Origin of the sequence: uncultured Pseudoxanthomonas sp., assembly GCF_947498795.1 — a bacterium.
Taxonomy (GTDB): domain Bacteria; phylum Pseudomonadota; class Gammaproteobacteria; order Xanthomonadales; family Xanthomonadaceae; genus Pseudoxanthomonas_A.
On the sequence record NZ_CANMLQ010000002.1, the window covers coordinates 676,668 to 689,363 of the forward strand.

The following is a 12,696-nucleotide window of genomic DNA, read 5'->3' on the forward strand; positions in this document are numbered from 1 at the left end:
GGGGCGGAGAGGTGGCGGGGCCACCTCTCCCGGCGCGAAACGGAGGGAGACGAATCCTTCCGGGGTGCCTGCGCCAGGCAACGATTCCCGTGAAGCGGTTTAGCGGAGCAGGGACATCACGTTCTGGGGCACCTGGTTGGCCTGGGCCAGCATGGCCGTACCGGCCTGCTGCAGGATCTGGGTGCGGGTCAGTTCGGCGGTTTCCTTGGCGAAGTCGGTATCGCGGATGCGGCTGCGCGAAGCGGCCAGGTTTTCCGAGCTGGTCTGCAGGTTGGCGACGACCGAGGTGAAGCGGTTCTGCACCGCACCCAGGTCGGCGCGGGCGCCGTTGACCGAGGTCAGCGCGGAATCGACGATTTCCAGGGCCTTCTGTGCGCCTTCCACCGAGGTGATGTCGAGATCCTTGACGAACGAGGCCGTGGCGGTCGCTGCGGCAGTGGTCGTAGCGGCCGTCAGGCCCGACCCGGTCACCGTGCCACCCACCACCAGGTCCTTGCCGGCCTTCACCGAGTTCAGGGTCACCTGATCGGCGGTCACCGACGCGTACACGCCGGTCTCACCCATTTTCGCGTTGATCGCGGTCGCCAGCGTCTTGGCGATGTCGTCGCCGCTGGTGCCGTTGGTGTAAGCGACGGTGTCGATCGCGATCGCGTTGATCGTCAGGCCGGCAATGCTGCCGTCCGCGCCTGCGTCGGCGATCGCCGTGCCGGTGACGTCGGCGGCGAACTTGATGTTGCCCAGCGACTGCGAGCGCGCGTCGACCACCTTGTCGATGGCGATGGCCTGGCCGGCGTTGGCACCGACCTGGAACAGCTGGCTGGAGAACGAACCATCCAGCAGCTTGGTGCCGTTGAACTCGGACTGCTTGGCGACGCGGTCGATTTCCGACGCCAGCTGCTTCACTTCGGCGTTCAGCGCGGCGCGGTCGGACGAGGAGTTCGTCGCGTTGGCCGACTGCACCGACAGCTCACGGATGCGCTGCAGGTTGTTGCCGATCTCGGTCAGCGAGCCTTCGGCGACCTGGGCCAGCGAGATGCCGTCGTTGGCATTGCGCACGGCGACATCGAGGCCGCGGATCTGCGTGCTGAAACGCTCGGAGATGGCCAGGCCGGCCGCGTCGTCCTTCGCGCTGTTGATGCGCAGGCCGGAAGACAGGCGCTGGATGGTGGTGGCGAGCGAAGCGCCGCTGGTGCTCAGGTTGCGCTGAGCATTCAACGACATCGTGTTGGTGTTGATGACCTGTGCCATGACGGAGTCCTGGAAAAAGGGAGAGTGAAGCGGGGTACGCGGAGCAAAAGCGGGGAGGAATGCCCGGCGCCCGCCACCAAGCCGGTGGAGGGCGGACGGATGGCGGGGCCATCCATCCCGGCGCGAAACGGAGGGAGACGAATCCTTCCGGGGCGCCTGCGCCAGGCGACGATTCCTGTGAAGCGGTTAGCGGAGCAGGGACATCACGTTCTGGGGCACCTGGTTGGCCTGGGCCAGCATGGCCGTACCGGCCTGCTGCAGGATCTGGGTGCGGGTCAGTTCGGCGGTTTCCTTGGCGAAGTCGGTGTCGCGGATGCGGCTGCGCGAAGCGGCCAGGTTTTCCGAGCTGGTCTGCAGGTTGGCGACCACCGAGGTGAAGCGGTTCTGCACTGCACCCAGGTCGGCACGCGCGCCGTTGACGGCGGTCAGGGCCTTGTCGACGATTTCCAGCGCCTGCTGCGCGCCCTTGACCGAGCTGATGTCCAGGTTGGCGGCGTACTGCTTGGTGGTGGCGACCGTGCTGGCGGCGACGTCGGCCGGGGCGGTACCGCCGGTCCAGGTGCCGGTCTCGATCGCGATGCCCTTGAACGCACCGTTGGTGCCGACGCTGTCCTTGACCGAGGTCAGGTTGATCGCACCCGCGGCGCCGAGTTCGGCGTACACGCCGCTCTCGCCGATCTTGGCGTTGATCGCGGTGACCATCGCCTTCGCGGCCGCGTCCCGGGTACCTGCGGCGGTGCCCTGGGCGGCTACGTCGACGGTGTCGATGGTGACCGTGGCGCCATCGGCGTTGGTCAGCTGCAGGCCTTCGATCTTGAGGGCGGTGACGCCGTCGGCGGGAGTCGCCGTCGTGAAGGTGGCCGTGGCGAACATCGCGCCGCCTAGCGCATTGGCCTTGGCATCGACGGTCTTGTCGATGGCGATGGCCTGGCCGGCGTTGGCGCCGACCTGGAACAGCTGGCTGGAGAACGAACCGTCCAGCAGCTTGGTGCCGTTGAACTCGGACTGCTTGGCGACGCGGTCGATCTCGGCGGTCAGCTGCTTGACTTCCGCATTCAGCGCAGCACGGTCGGACGAGGAGTTCGTCGCATTGGCTGACTGCACCGACAGCTCACGGATGCGCTGAAGGTTGTTGCCGATCTCGGTCAGCGAGCCTTCCGCCACCTGGGCCAGCGAGATGCCGTCGTTGGCGTTGCGGACCGCGACGTCGAGGCCACGGATCTGCGTGCTGAAGCGTTCGGAGATGGCCAGACCGGCCGCGTCGTCCTTCGCACTGTTGATGCGCAGGCCCGACGACAGGCGCTGGATGGTGGTGGCCAGAGAAGCGCCGCTGGTGCTCAGGTTGCGCTGAGCGTTGAGCGACATCGTGTTGGTGTTGATTACCTGTGCCATGGAGGGTTCCTCAAGGCGGTGGAGAGGTGGGCATCAGGCGTGCGGGGAGAGTGCCGCCCGCCCGATGCCGTTCAGCGGTTTAGCGGAGCAGGGACATCACGTTCTGGGGCACCTGGTTGGCCTGAGCCAGCATGGCCGTACCGGCCTGCTGCAGGATCTGGGTGCGGGTCAGTTCGGCGGTTTCCTTGGCGAAGTCGGTATCGCGGATGCGGCTGCGCGAGGCGGCCAGGTTTTCCGAGCTGGTCTGCAGGTTGGCGACCACCGAGGTGAAGCGGTTCTGCACCGCACCCAGGTCGGCGCGGGCACCGTTGACCGAGGTCAAGGCCTTGTCGACGATTTCCAGCGCCTGCTGTGCGCCCTTGACCGAGCTGATGTCCAGGTTGCTGGCGTACTGCTTGGTCGGTGCCGCGCCGGCGGTGTAGCCGGCCGCCGTGGTGGCGAATGCGGTGAACGCGCCGCTGCTGTTGACGCTGTCCTTGACCGAGGTCAGGGTGACCGCGCCCGCCGCGTTGGCTTCGGCATACACGCCGGTTTCGCCGACCTTGCTGTTGATGTGCGCGGCCAGCTGCTTGCCGGTTTCGCTGGCGTTGGCGGCGGCCAGGCCGACGCTCTTGACGGTCAGGGCGTCGAAGCTGACCGCCGTGCCCTTGCTGTCGGTGATGGTGAACGCCGCGACCACCTGGTCGGTATTGTCCGTGCCCGTCACCGCCGCGATCGTGCCGGTGGCGAACTGGGCGCCGCCCAGCGCATTGGCCTTGGCATCGACGGTCTTGTCGATGGCGATGGCCTGGCCGGCGTTGGCGCCGACCTGGAACAGCTGGCTGGAGAACGAACCGTCCAGCAGCTTGGTGCCGTTGAACTCGGACTGCTTGGCGACGCGGTCGATTTCGGCGGTCAGCTGCTTGACTTCCGCATTCAGCGCAGCACGGTCGGACGAGGAGTTCGTCGCGTTGGCCGACTGCACCGACAGCTCACGGATGCGCTGCAGGTTGTTGCCGATCTCGGTCAGCGAGCCTTCCGCCACCTGGGCCAGCGAGATGCCGTCGTTGGCGTTGCGGACCGCGACGTCGAGGCCGCGGATCTGCGTGCTGAAGCGTTCGGAAATCGCCAGGCCGGCGGCGTCGTCCTTGGCGCTGTTGATGCGGAGACCCGACGACAGACGCTGGATGGTCGTGGCGAGCGAGGCGCCGCTGGTGCTCAGGTTGCGCTGAGCATTCAACGACATCGTGTTGGTGTTGATTACCTGTGCCATGAGAAGGTTTCCTTAGGCGTTTGTCGCACGGGGGGTGGAGGTTCCAACGCTTCCCGGCCGTGCAACCCGGGACGCAAAGGCTTAGTTCCGCAGCAGGGACATCACGTTCTGGGGCACCTGGTTGGCCTGGGCGAGCATGGCCGTGCCGGCCTGCTGCAGGATCTGGGTGCGGGTCAGTTCGGCGGTTTCCTTGGCGAAGTCGGTATCGCGGATGCGGCTGCGCGAGGCGGCCAGGTTTTCCGAACTGGTCTGCAGGTTGGCGACCACCGAGGTGAAGCGGTTCTGGATGGCGCCCAGGTCGGCGCGGGCGCCATTGACCGAGGTCAGGGCCTTGTCGACCACTTCCAGCGCGCGCTGCGAACCGGCGAACGTGGTGATGTCCAGGCCCTGGACGAAGCTGCCCGCCGCGGCCAGGTCGCCGCCGTTGGTGCTGGTTTCGGTCAGGCCGAGGTTGGCGGCGGTCGACGCGGTGGCGCCGGCGACCACGGGGCCGCCGAAGGCAAGTGCGAATTCCTGTCCGCCCTTGATGCCGCTCAGGTTGATGACGCCGGCCTTGACCTCGGCATAGACGCCGGTTTCGCCCAGCCGGGCGTTCAGCGCGGCCGCGGCGCCCTGGGTGATCGACTGGCCGGCCTTCACTTCGAAGGCGCCGATGTCGTACGTGGTCGCCGTGCCGCCGGTCGGCGTGACGGTGACCTGCAACTGCGAGAAGGTGGTGTCTGCGGCCGCCGCATCAGCGCCCAATGCGGTGCCGGTGTACAGGTTGGCGAAGGTCACGCCGCCCAGTGTCTGCGCGCGGGCGTCCACGACCTTGTCGATGGCGATGGCCTGGCCGGCGTTGGCGCCGACCTGGAACAGCTGGCTGGTGAAGGAGCCGTCCAGCAGCTTGGTGCCGTTGAAGTCGGCCTGCTTGGCGACGCGGTCGATTTCGGCGGTCAGCTGCTTGACTTCGGCATTCAGGGCGGCGCGGTCGGACGCGGAGTTGCTGGCGTTGGAGGACTGCACGGCCAGTTCGCGGATGCGCTGCAGGTTGTTGCCGATTTCGGTCAGCGAACCCTCGGCGACCTGGGCCAGCGAAATGCCGTCGTTGGCATTGCGCACGGCGACGTCGAGGCCGCGGATCTGCGTGCTGAAGCGTTCGGAGATGGCCAGACCGGCCGCGTCGTCCTTCGCACTGTTGATGCGCAGGCCCGACGACAGGCGCTGGATGGTGGTGGCCAGAGAAGCGCCGCTGGTGCTCAGGTTGCGCTGAGCGTTGAGCGACATCGTGTTGGTGTTGATTACCTGTGCCATGTTCGTCTCCTCTTATTTGGATTCACGGCGTTGAAGGGAAAAGACGCTGCCGGTTTGTTTTGTTGGGCTAGTCGTCTTCGTGTTGCGAAATGAATAACGGCGCTGCCGAAAAAACCTTTAGGGGGTCGTCGAAAAAAAGTGCTAGGTCGCCGAAACCCCTGTGGCGCAGGCGTTTCGGTGGATGCGTGAAAGCGTGGAAAAGGGCTAAAGAAGGAACGCAGGCTGCCGTTAAGGCGCGCTCGCGGGCGCGAGTAAACCCCAGGGCGCGTCGCAGGCGCGCACGAACGTGCGCGCATGGCGCGGTCGCAGGGCGCAGGTGCAAGGCAGGATGAAGGCGTGCGCGCGACGCGCACGTGGCGCATCAGGGCGTGGGTGTCCGCCAGGCGTCGTCGGGATCGGCGAGCAGCGAGAGCGAAGGCATGCGGTATTCGCAGCCGACCAGCGTGCGCCCCTGCAGGCCTGGCTGTTCGCCGGGATAGACCACCAGCGCGTGCCCGTCGTCCAGCGCGGCGGACAGCGGTGCGTCCTTGCTGTCCTCCAGCGCGCGCTCGAGCTGGGCAGTGGCCTGCTCGATCGGGCTGTCCACCAGCAGCAGCACGCGACTGTCGGTGATGACTACCGCATCGCTGCGATGGCCCCATGCCTGCACCGGCGCTTCCAGCCGGTAGAGGTCCATCATCGGCGCGCCGTACTGGCGTTCGGTCTGCACGAACTCCGTGGGACGTTCACGCCGGAGGCGTTGCAGCAATGCCGGCAGGTCGGCAATCGCGGTGCGGCACGTGAGGGCGTCCAGCAGCGTGTCCGTGGGTCCGGCCGCCGGTACCGGCGCCGGTGCGACGGCCGCTTGCGCGGACGCCGGGCTGCGAGCGCCGGCCAGCGACAGCGCCGCCAGCACGAGTGGCCAGGCCTTACTCGATCTGCGCATTCGCGTGGGCAGCGTCCAGTGCTTCCATGGCATCGCGCGGTTTCAGCTTGCCCGCCTTCTCGAACGATGCGGCGGCCGCATCTTCCTTCTTGTCGCCATGCAGGAGCAGCAGCACGTTGGCGTACTCGACGTGGGCGATGGGCGAATCGGGTGTGAGCTTCAGCGCGGTCTTGATGTGCGACTCGGCTTCACCCGCCTTGGCACCGTACGTCAGCCCGCCGATCATGGCGCCGATCTTGTCGATGATCTCGGCGTGGTACAGCGCCAGCGCCGTGTGCGCTTCGGCATGCTTGGGCTCGCGCTCCAGGGTGGCGTCGAGCGCGGCCCGCACCTTGCCGGCGATCCCCTGCTTGAGTGCCTTGGCGATGCTCAGCCCCTGGCTGTAGCGGCCCAGCGCAAAGGCGTGGCGATAGTGACTGTTCGCTTCGCCGGGCAAGGCCTTGACGGCAGCCTCGGCCAGCGTCGCCGCCTGCTCGAAGCGCCTCAGTTGTTCGGCTTCGTCGTCCACCAGATACGTGGCATGGATTCCCATGGCCTTGACCGCGACCGAGGCGCCCAGCGGGCCCAGGGCTTCGCCAGCCTCGAACGCCGTCTGGAAGTCGCCGCGATGGAAGGCGCGCCATGCCTCCTGCAGGCTCTGCGCCAGTTCGGCGGGCTCGATCCCCTTGGCGGCCTTGCCTGCCGCGGCGATCAGCGCCTTGGCGCGTTTTTCGTCGGGGTAGGGCTCCTGGTCGCCGGCATGCAGGGCAGGCCAGGCTTTCTTGAGTGCATCGCCGGCATAGGCGTAGGCCTTGGCGTCGTGCGGAAACGGAGCCCACTTGGATGATTTCGCTGCCATCGATCGTCCCTCCCAGGATGCCGCGAGCATCGCCGCGAACCGCGTCCGCAGGCAACCCCTACGCATTCCATCGCGACAACGGCCAATAGTGTGATTGCTCGACGCAGGCCGGACAGCATCCCGTCATGGAAGCCGGCCGTCGCGGCCGGCATGTGGATCGCCCCATGGCCGCCAAGAAGAACACCCGCAAGACCCCCGAACCCACCCTGCGCCACGTCTGGCTCGCTGGCCTGGGCCTGATCGCCGTCGCTCGCCGCGAAGCACTCACCACCTTCGCCGATGCTGCAGGAAAACTGCAGGCCGCGCGCCAGCAGGCGGAAGCGCTTGCCGGGCAAGCCCAGCGCGATGTACGGGATCGCCTGGCGGAGGCCCGCGAGCAGGGCGAGGCGAGCGTGGAGCGCTTCAGCGCCGATGTCGAAGCCCGCCTGCAGCCAGTGCTGGTCAAGCTGGGCCTGAAGGCGTCGCCGCGCAGGAAGCCCGCGTCCCGCACCCGCAAGAAGCCGGCGGCCAAGCGCACGCGCGCCGCTGCGCCCCGCAAGGCCGCCGCGAAGCGTCCGGCCCGCCGCAGCCGCGCCTGAGGCCGATGATCTCGGACTGGACGCCCCGGCATGCCGGGGCGTCCTGCGTTTCGGGGGGCGATCAGAGGTGCGCGGTAATCGCAGGCTCCGAGAACCAGTCGTTGTCGCGGCCGTTGGCGTAGCGGATCGGGATCTCCGCCAGCAGGGCGGGTTCCACATCGTCCAGGCAGGCGACGTTCACCGAGTAATAGCGCCCGCCCAACACCTCCAGCTCGCCGCGTCCGAACGACTTGACGCCGCAGTGACGGCAAAACAGGTGTTCCACCATGCCCGTGCCGAACGGATAGCGCGTCAGCGCTTCTTCACCCTGCAGCAGGCGGAAGGCATCCGGCTTCACCACCACGCCCCAGTACCGCGTCTTGGCGCAGACCGAGCAGTTGCAGCGGCCGCTTCCGGCGGACAGGTCGAGGTCGGCTTCGTAACGCACGGCGCCGCAATGGCAGCTGCCGGTGTACGTCTGGACGGTCATGGGGACGCGCTCGCTGCAGGAGGGAGGCTCCAGTGTTCCCTCTATCGAGGACAGAATCAGTCCTCAATGCCGGGGCATACTGGCTCCATGCTCAGTACGTCCAACCGCCTTCTCCGCCTGCTGTCGCTGATGCAGTCCCGTCGCCATTGGACCGGTGCCGAGCTGAGCCAGCGGCTGGAAATCGACCGCCGCACCCTCCGCCGCGATGTCGAGCGGTTGCGCGAACTGGGTTACCCCATCGATGCCTCGCCCGGGCTGGGCGGCGGCTACCGGCTCGGCGCCGGATCCGCGATGCCGCCGGTACTGCTGGAGGATGACGAAGCCGTTGCGGTGGCCGTGGCGCTTCGCACGGCCGCCGCCAGCGTGGGGCGGATGGAAGACACGGCGCTGCGGCTGCTGTCGAAACTCGACCAGTGGCTGCCGGCGCGCCTGCGCAAGCGCGCCAGCGCGCTGTATTCGGTCACCCTGTCGCTGGCCGGCGGCCTGCCGACCTCCGATGTGGACCTCCTGCTGCGTATCGCCGGCGCCTGTCGCGACGGGTTCCGCCTGCGCATGCACTACCGCGACCGCAGCCAGCGTGCCACCGAACGCCTGATCGAACCGCTGCGCCTGGTGCACACGGGCAGCCGCTGGTATCTGGTGGCCTGGGACCTGAAGCGGGAAGACTGGCGTACGTTCCGCGTCGATCGCGTGGAGGCGCTGCACGACACCGGCACGCAGTTCCCGCCCCGCGCGTTCCCGGGCGACGTCGCCGACTACGTGGCCAAGTCCATCACGCAGCCGTTCACCCGCTTCCAGGTCAGGCTGCGGTTGCCGCGTTCCATCGAAGAACAGGCCGCGCGCGTGCCGCCCTGGTGCGGGATCCTCGAGGCCGGCGATGCGGACCATTGCATGCTCGAGCTCGGGGCGGAATCCGTCGATGCGCTGCTCGCGCTGATGGCGCTGATCGGCCCGGACTTCGAGATCGTCGATGATCGTGGACTGCTGCCCGACCTGCGGGCGGCATCGGCCCGCCTGGGCGCGACGCTGGCGGCGGCCTGAAGGGGAAGGTTCGGCACGCCGCGCGTCCGGCGCGCACGATGCCGGGGCCGCTCAGGCGGTGTAAGCCTGCGTCAGCGTATTCAGATGGACGCGCTCGGCATCGCGCAGGAACGGCGCCACCAGCATCATCACCTGCACGATGCCCTGCCGGATGGCGGCCTGCTCATCCTTTTCGCCACGCGCGGAGGCATAGTTGAGCCAGAACGTCGAGACCACCAGCACGTTGGTGGCGGTGGCGGCGAGTTCCGCCGCCGAGGCCCGCATCACGCCCGCGTGTCCCATTCCCCGCATCACCGCATGCGCGCTGTCGTCGGCGCGCTTGAGGATGCGCGCGAAGCGCATGCGCAGCCGCCGGTTGCGGCTGAGTATCTCGACCAGATCGCGGTAGAGGAACCGGTAGTCCCAGATGCACTCGAACACCAGGTGCAGCTGCAGCCAGATGTCTTCGAGGCCCGGCAGGCGCTCGGTGGGCGGGGTCAGTGCGGCGTCCATGCGCTCTTCGTACCGGGCGAAGAGCTGCTCGATGATGTCGTCCTTGTTGCGGAAGTGGTAGTACAGGTTGCCCGGGCTGATCTCCAGCTCGTCGGCGATGTGGTTCGTCGTGACGTGAGGCTCGCCCTGTGTGTTGAACATCGCCAGGGCGGCGTCGAGGATGCGCTGGCGCGTGTCGCGTGCCACTACGCGATGAGCTTCTTCACCAGGTCCACGTACTTCTTCTGCGCGTCTTCCTGCGGAGTACCCTTCAGCTTGGCCCAGGCTTCGTACTTGGCCGTGCCGACGAAATCGAAGAAGCCCGGCTTGTCGCCCTTCACGTCGCCCTCGGCGCCCTGCTTGTACAGGCCGTACAGGCGCAGCAGCGTGTCGTTGTCCGGACGCTCCGACAGCGTCTGGATGTCCTTGGATGCCTGTTCGAATGCGCTCTTCAGATCTGCCATGGATGATCCCTCCCAGTGATCGGGGCCATCTGACCACGGGTGGTGGGGGCGGTCAATCCGTGACGGGATTGTCGAACGTGGGCCGCTCTGGCAAGTTAGCCCGCAGGGCGGTCGGAGGGGCTGGCCCACACAACTCGAGGGATGGGTCGTCATGAGCTATTTCGTCACGGGCGCCACGGGATTCATTGGCCGCTATCTGGTCGGCAACCTCCTCAAGCGCAGCGGGACGGTCCACGTGCTGGTCCGCAAGGACTCGCAGAAGAAGTTCGACGCCATAGCGAAGAAAGCGGGCTGGGACATGAAGCGCGTGGCGGTGGTGCACGGTGACATGACCAAGCCGAAGTGCGGCCTGACCCCCGCCCAGTTGCGTGCCCTCACCGGCAAGGTGAAGCATTTCTTCCACCTGGCCGCGGTCTACGACCTGACCGCCAGCCGCGAAGCCCAGCAGGCAGCCAACATCGACGGCACGCAGCACGCACTCGACCTGGCGGCGGCGCTCAAGGCCGGCTGCTTCCACCACACCAGTTCCATCGCCGCCGCCGGCCTGTACCCGGGCATCTTCCGCGAGGACATGTTCGAGGAAGCCGAAGGCCTGGACGATCCCTACCTGCGCACCAAGCACGATTCCGAAGGCCTGGTGCGCAAGGAAACCCGCATCAAGTGGCGGATCTACCGCCCCGGCATGGTCGTCGGCCACTCGAAGACCGGCGAGATCGACAAGATCGATGGCCCGTACTACTTCTTCACCCTCATCAAGAAGCTGCGCGAACTCCTGCCGCAGTGGGTGCCGGTGCTCGGCATCGAGGGAGGGCGCATCAACATCGTGCCGGTGGATTTCGTCGCCGACGCGATGGACCATATCGCGCACAAGCCGAAGCTGGACGGGCACACCTTCCACCTGACCGACCCGGAACCCATGCGTGTCGGCGAGGTGCTCAACACGTTCTGCCGCGCCGGCCACGCGCCGGAGATGACCATGCGCATCGATGCGCGCATGTTCGCCTTCGTGCCGGGCAGCATCCGCATGGCCGTGGGCAACCTGCCGCCGGTGCGCCGTTTCATCGGCATGCTGCTGCGCGATTTCAAGATCCCGAAAGAGGTGTTGAAGTTCATCACCTATCCGACTCGCTTCGACAGCCGCGAGACGGAGCGGGCGCTGAAGGGCAGCGGCATCGCCGTGCCGCGGCTGGACGACTATGCGTGGCGCCTGTGGGACTACTGGGAGCGCCACCTCGACCCGGACCTGTTCATCGATCGCTCGTTGAAGGGGAAGGTGCGCAACAAGGTGGTCGTCATCACCGGCGGTTCCTCCGGCATCGGTCTGTCCACCGCCCAGCGCGTGGCCGAAGCGGGCGCGACCACGATCATCGTGGCGCGTGGCGAAGAGGAACTGTTCAAGGCCCGCGACGACATGAAGAAGGCGGGCGGCAAGGTCTTCGCCTACACCGCCGACCTGGCGGACATGGCCGACTGCGACCGGCTGGTGAAGACCGTGCTCGACGAGCACGGCCAGGTCGACATCCTGATCAACAACGCCGGCCGCTCGATCCGCCGTTCCATCGAGGCCAGCTACGACCGTTTCCATGATTTCGAGCGCACCATGCAGCTGAACTACTTCGGCAGCATCCGCCTGATCATGGGCTTCCTGCCGAAGATGACCGAGCGTCGAAAGGGCCACATCATCAACATCAGTTCGATCGGTGTGCTGGCGAACTCGCCGCGCTTCTCGGCGTATGTCGCATCGAAGGCGGCGCTGGACGCGTTCAGCCGCTGCGCGCAGGGCGAGCTGTCGGGCAAGGGCATCAGCTTCACCACCATCAACATGCCGCTGGTGAAGACGCCGATGATCGCGCCGACCAAGATGTACGACAGCGTGCCGACGCTGTCGCCGGAGGAAGCGGCCGACCTGCTGGTCAAGGCGATCATCGAGAAGCCCAGCCGCATCGCGACCCGCCTCGGCATCTTCGCGGCCCTCGTCAATGCGGTGGCGCCGAAGGCGTACGAGGTGGTGATGAATACGGCCTTCGAGCTGTTCCCGGATTCCGCCGCCGCCAAGGGCGACCGCAAGGCGCTGAAGGAGTCCGCGCCGAGCCAGGAACAGATCGCGTTCGCGTCGCTGATGCGGGGCGTGCACTGGTAGGGGCGTGGCGTCGCGCCGGGCCGGCGCGGTGTCGCCATCGATGCCGATCGCGCGGCAGCGAACGCAGCGGAGCAAGCTCCGCTCTACGCGTCCTGGGTATCCGTCCACCGCAACGGCACCGCCTGCAGGTTCCGCATGTGCAGTGCCAGGGGTTCTATCCGTGACCACAGGAACCCGCGCAGTTCGACGTCTTCAACCGTCTCGAGCATCGCGCCGTGGAAGCAGGCCAGCCAGCCGCTGGCTTCCTCCATGCCGATCCGGAATGGCAGGTGGCGGGCACGCAGCATCGGCGCGCCGTGTTTCCGGGTGAACAATGGCGGCCCGCCGAGCCAGCCGCTGAGGAACTCGAACAGCTTCTGCTCGCTGCCCTCAAGCGAATCCGGATGCTGCGCGCGGACCGCGGCCGCTTCCGGCAGCGTGTCCATCAACGCATACATGCGCTGCGTCATCCGGCGCAGGCCGGCTTCGCCGCCGATGCGGTCGTAAGGCGTGGGTTCGGGAACGTCGGTCATGGGGCAAAGCATGGGAGCCGTTTGGCGATCATCCCGGGAACGACATGACACGCACAGCGACGGAGTGTCGCGG

13 protein-coding genes are annotated in these 12,696 nt (G+C 67.1%); 3 read left to right on the top strand and 10 right to left on the bottom strand.

The window, feature by feature from the left end:
• Nucleotides 1-99: 99 nt before the first annotated feature.
• The 6 genes from Q0907_RS09300 to Q0907_RS09325 form a co-directional block, all read right to left on the bottom strand.
• Entirely contained in the window at nt 100-1,248 is a 1,149-nt protein-coding gene (locus Q0907_RS09300) for a flagellin (protein WP_299343753.1), read from the bottom strand.
• Nucleotides 1,249-1,434: 186 nt separating this feature from the next.
• Nucleotides 1,435-2,640 carry a flagellin gene (locus Q0907_RS09305; protein ID WP_299343755.1) on the bottom strand — a complete coding sequence of 402 codons (1,206 nt, stop codon included), beginning with the start codon at nt 2,638-2,640 and terminating at the stop codon, nt 1,435-1,437.
• Between the two features lie 79 nt (nt 2,641-2,719).
• Complete coding sequence (locus Q0907_RS09310; RefSeq protein WP_299343756.1) at nt 2,720-3,892, bottom strand: flagellin; 1,173 nt, start codon at nt 3,890-3,892, stop codon at nt 2,720-2,722.
• A gap of 81 nt (nt 3,893-3,973) precedes the next feature.
• Nucleotides 3,974-5,185 carry a flagellin gene (locus tag Q0907_RS09315; protein ID WP_299343757.1) on the bottom strand — a complete coding sequence of 404 codons (1,212 nt, stop codon included), beginning with the start codon at nt 5,183-5,185 and terminating at the stop codon, nt 3,974-3,976.
• Between the two features lie 361 nt (nt 5,186-5,546).
• Nucleotides 5,547-6,110, bottom strand: a complete 564-nt coding sequence (locus Q0907_RS09320) for a hypothetical protein (protein WP_296282963.1) — start codon at nt 6,108-6,110, stop codon at nt 5,547-5,549.
• On the bottom strand, nt 6,094-6,948 hold the full coding sequence (locus Q0907_RS09325) for a hypothetical protein (RefSeq protein WP_299343759.1): 855 nt from the start codon (nt 6,946-6,948) through the stop codon (nt 6,094-6,096). Before Q0907_RS09325 ends, Q0907_RS09320 begins: the two co-directional genes overlap by 17 nt.
• Nucleotides 6,949-7,112: 164 nt before the next feature.
• Here Q0907_RS09325 and Q0907_RS09330 point away from each other — a divergent pair, with 164 nt between their 5' ends.
• On the top strand, nt 7,113-7,526 hold the full coding sequence (locus Q0907_RS09330; protein ID WP_299343761.1) for a hypothetical protein: 414 nt from the start codon (nt 7,113-7,115) through the stop codon (nt 7,524-7,526).
• Between the two features lie 61 nt (nt 7,527-7,587).
• On the opposite strand, the gene Q0907_RS09335 is transcribed toward Q0907_RS09330, so the two are convergent.
• Nucleotides 7,588-7,995, bottom strand: coding sequence for a GFA family protein (locus tag Q0907_RS09335; RefSeq protein ID WP_299343764.1), 408 nt, complete (start codon nt 7,993-7,995; stop codon nt 7,588-7,590).
• Nucleotides 7,996-8,082: 87 nt separating this feature from the next.
• Between Q0907_RS09335 and Q0907_RS09340 the strand changes: the two genes are divergently transcribed.
• Complete coding sequence (locus Q0907_RS09340) at nt 8,083-9,036, top strand: YafY family protein (protein WP_296282970.1); 954 nt, start codon at nt 8,083-8,085, stop codon at nt 9,034-9,036.
• Nucleotides 9,037-9,087: 51 nt separating this feature from the next.
• Here the strand turns inward: Q0907_RS09340 and Q0907_RS09345 are convergent, their stop codons facing one another.
• On the bottom strand, nt 9,088-9,714 hold the full coding sequence (locus tag Q0907_RS09345) for a TetR/AcrR family transcriptional regulator (protein ID WP_296282972.1): 627 nt from the start codon (nt 9,712-9,714) through the stop codon (nt 9,088-9,090).
• Entirely contained in the window at nt 9,714-9,971 is a 258-nt protein-coding gene (locus Q0907_RS09350; RefSeq protein ID WP_296282974.1) for an acyl-CoA-binding protein, read from the bottom strand. Before Q0907_RS09350 ends, Q0907_RS09345 begins: the two co-directional genes overlap by 1 nt.
• Before the next feature lie 151 nt (nt 9,972-10,122).
• Here Q0907_RS09350 and Q0907_RS09355 point away from each other — a divergent pair, with 151 nt between their 5' ends.
• The gene (locus tag Q0907_RS09355) at nt 10,123-12,111 is read left to right on the top strand and encodes an SDR family oxidoreductase (RefSeq protein WP_296282975.1); all 1,989 of its coding nucleotides are present in this window, start codon (nt 10,123-10,125) and stop codon (nt 12,109-12,111) included.
• An 83-nt stretch (nt 12,112-12,194) separates the two neighbouring features.
• On the opposite strand, the gene Q0907_RS09360 is transcribed toward Q0907_RS09355, so the two are convergent.
• The gene (locus tag Q0907_RS09360; protein WP_299343767.1) at nt 12,195-12,623 is read right to left on the bottom strand and encodes a group II truncated hemoglobin; all 429 of its coding nucleotides are present in this window, start codon (nt 12,621-12,623) and stop codon (nt 12,195-12,197) included.
• Nucleotides 12,624-12,696: the final 73 nt, after the last annotated feature.

What these genes read in the sequence shown, in the direction of transcription:
- Q0907_RS09320 (WP_296282963.1), bottom strand. Translation starts at nt 6,110, where the DNA reads ATGCGCAGATCGAGTAAGGCCTGGCCACTCGTGCTGGCGGCGCTGTCG.
- Q0907_RS09350 (WP_296282974.1), bottom strand. Translation starts at nt 9,971, where the DNA reads ATGGCAGATCTGAAGAGCGCATTCGAACAGGCATCCAAGGACATCCAG.
- Q0907_RS09330 (WP_299343761.1), top strand. Translation starts at nt 7,113, where the DNA reads ATGGCCGCCAAGAAGAACACCCGCAAGACCCCCGAACCCACCCTGCGC.
- Q0907_RS09305 (WP_299343755.1), bottom strand. Translation starts at nt 2,640, where the DNA reads ATGGCACAGGTAATCAACACCAACACGATGTCGCTCAACGCTCAGCGC.
- Q0907_RS09360 (WP_299343767.1), bottom strand. Translation starts at nt 12,623, where the DNA reads ATGACCGACGTTCCCGAACCCACGCCTTACGACCGCATCGGCGGCGAA.
- Q0907_RS09300 (WP_299343753.1), bottom strand. Translation starts at nt 1,248, where the DNA reads ATGGCACAGGTCATCAACACCAACACGATGTCGTTGAATGCTCAGCGC.
- Q0907_RS09340 (WP_296282970.1), top strand. Translation starts at nt 8,083, where the DNA reads ATGCTCAGTACGTCCAACCGCCTTCTCCGCCTGCTGTCGCTGATGCAG.
- Q0907_RS09325 (WP_299343759.1), bottom strand. Translation starts at nt 6,948, where the DNA reads ATGGCAGCGAAATCATCCAAGTGGGCTCCGTTTCCGCACGACGCCAAG.
- Q0907_RS09315 (WP_299343757.1), bottom strand. Translation starts at nt 5,185, where the DNA reads ATGGCACAGGTAATCAACACCAACACGATGTCGCTCAACGCTCAGCGC.
- Q0907_RS09335 (WP_299343764.1), bottom strand. Translation starts at nt 7,995, where the DNA reads ATGACCGTCCAGACGTACACCGGCAGCTGCCATTGCGGCGCCGTGCGT.
- Q0907_RS09355 (WP_296282975.1), top strand. Translation starts at nt 10,123, where the DNA reads ATGAGCTATTTCGTCACGGGCGCCACGGGATTCATTGGCCGCTATCTG.
- Q0907_RS09310 (WP_299343756.1), bottom strand. Translation starts at nt 3,892, where the DNA reads ATGGCACAGGTAATCAACACCAACACGATGTCGTTGAATGCTCAGCGC.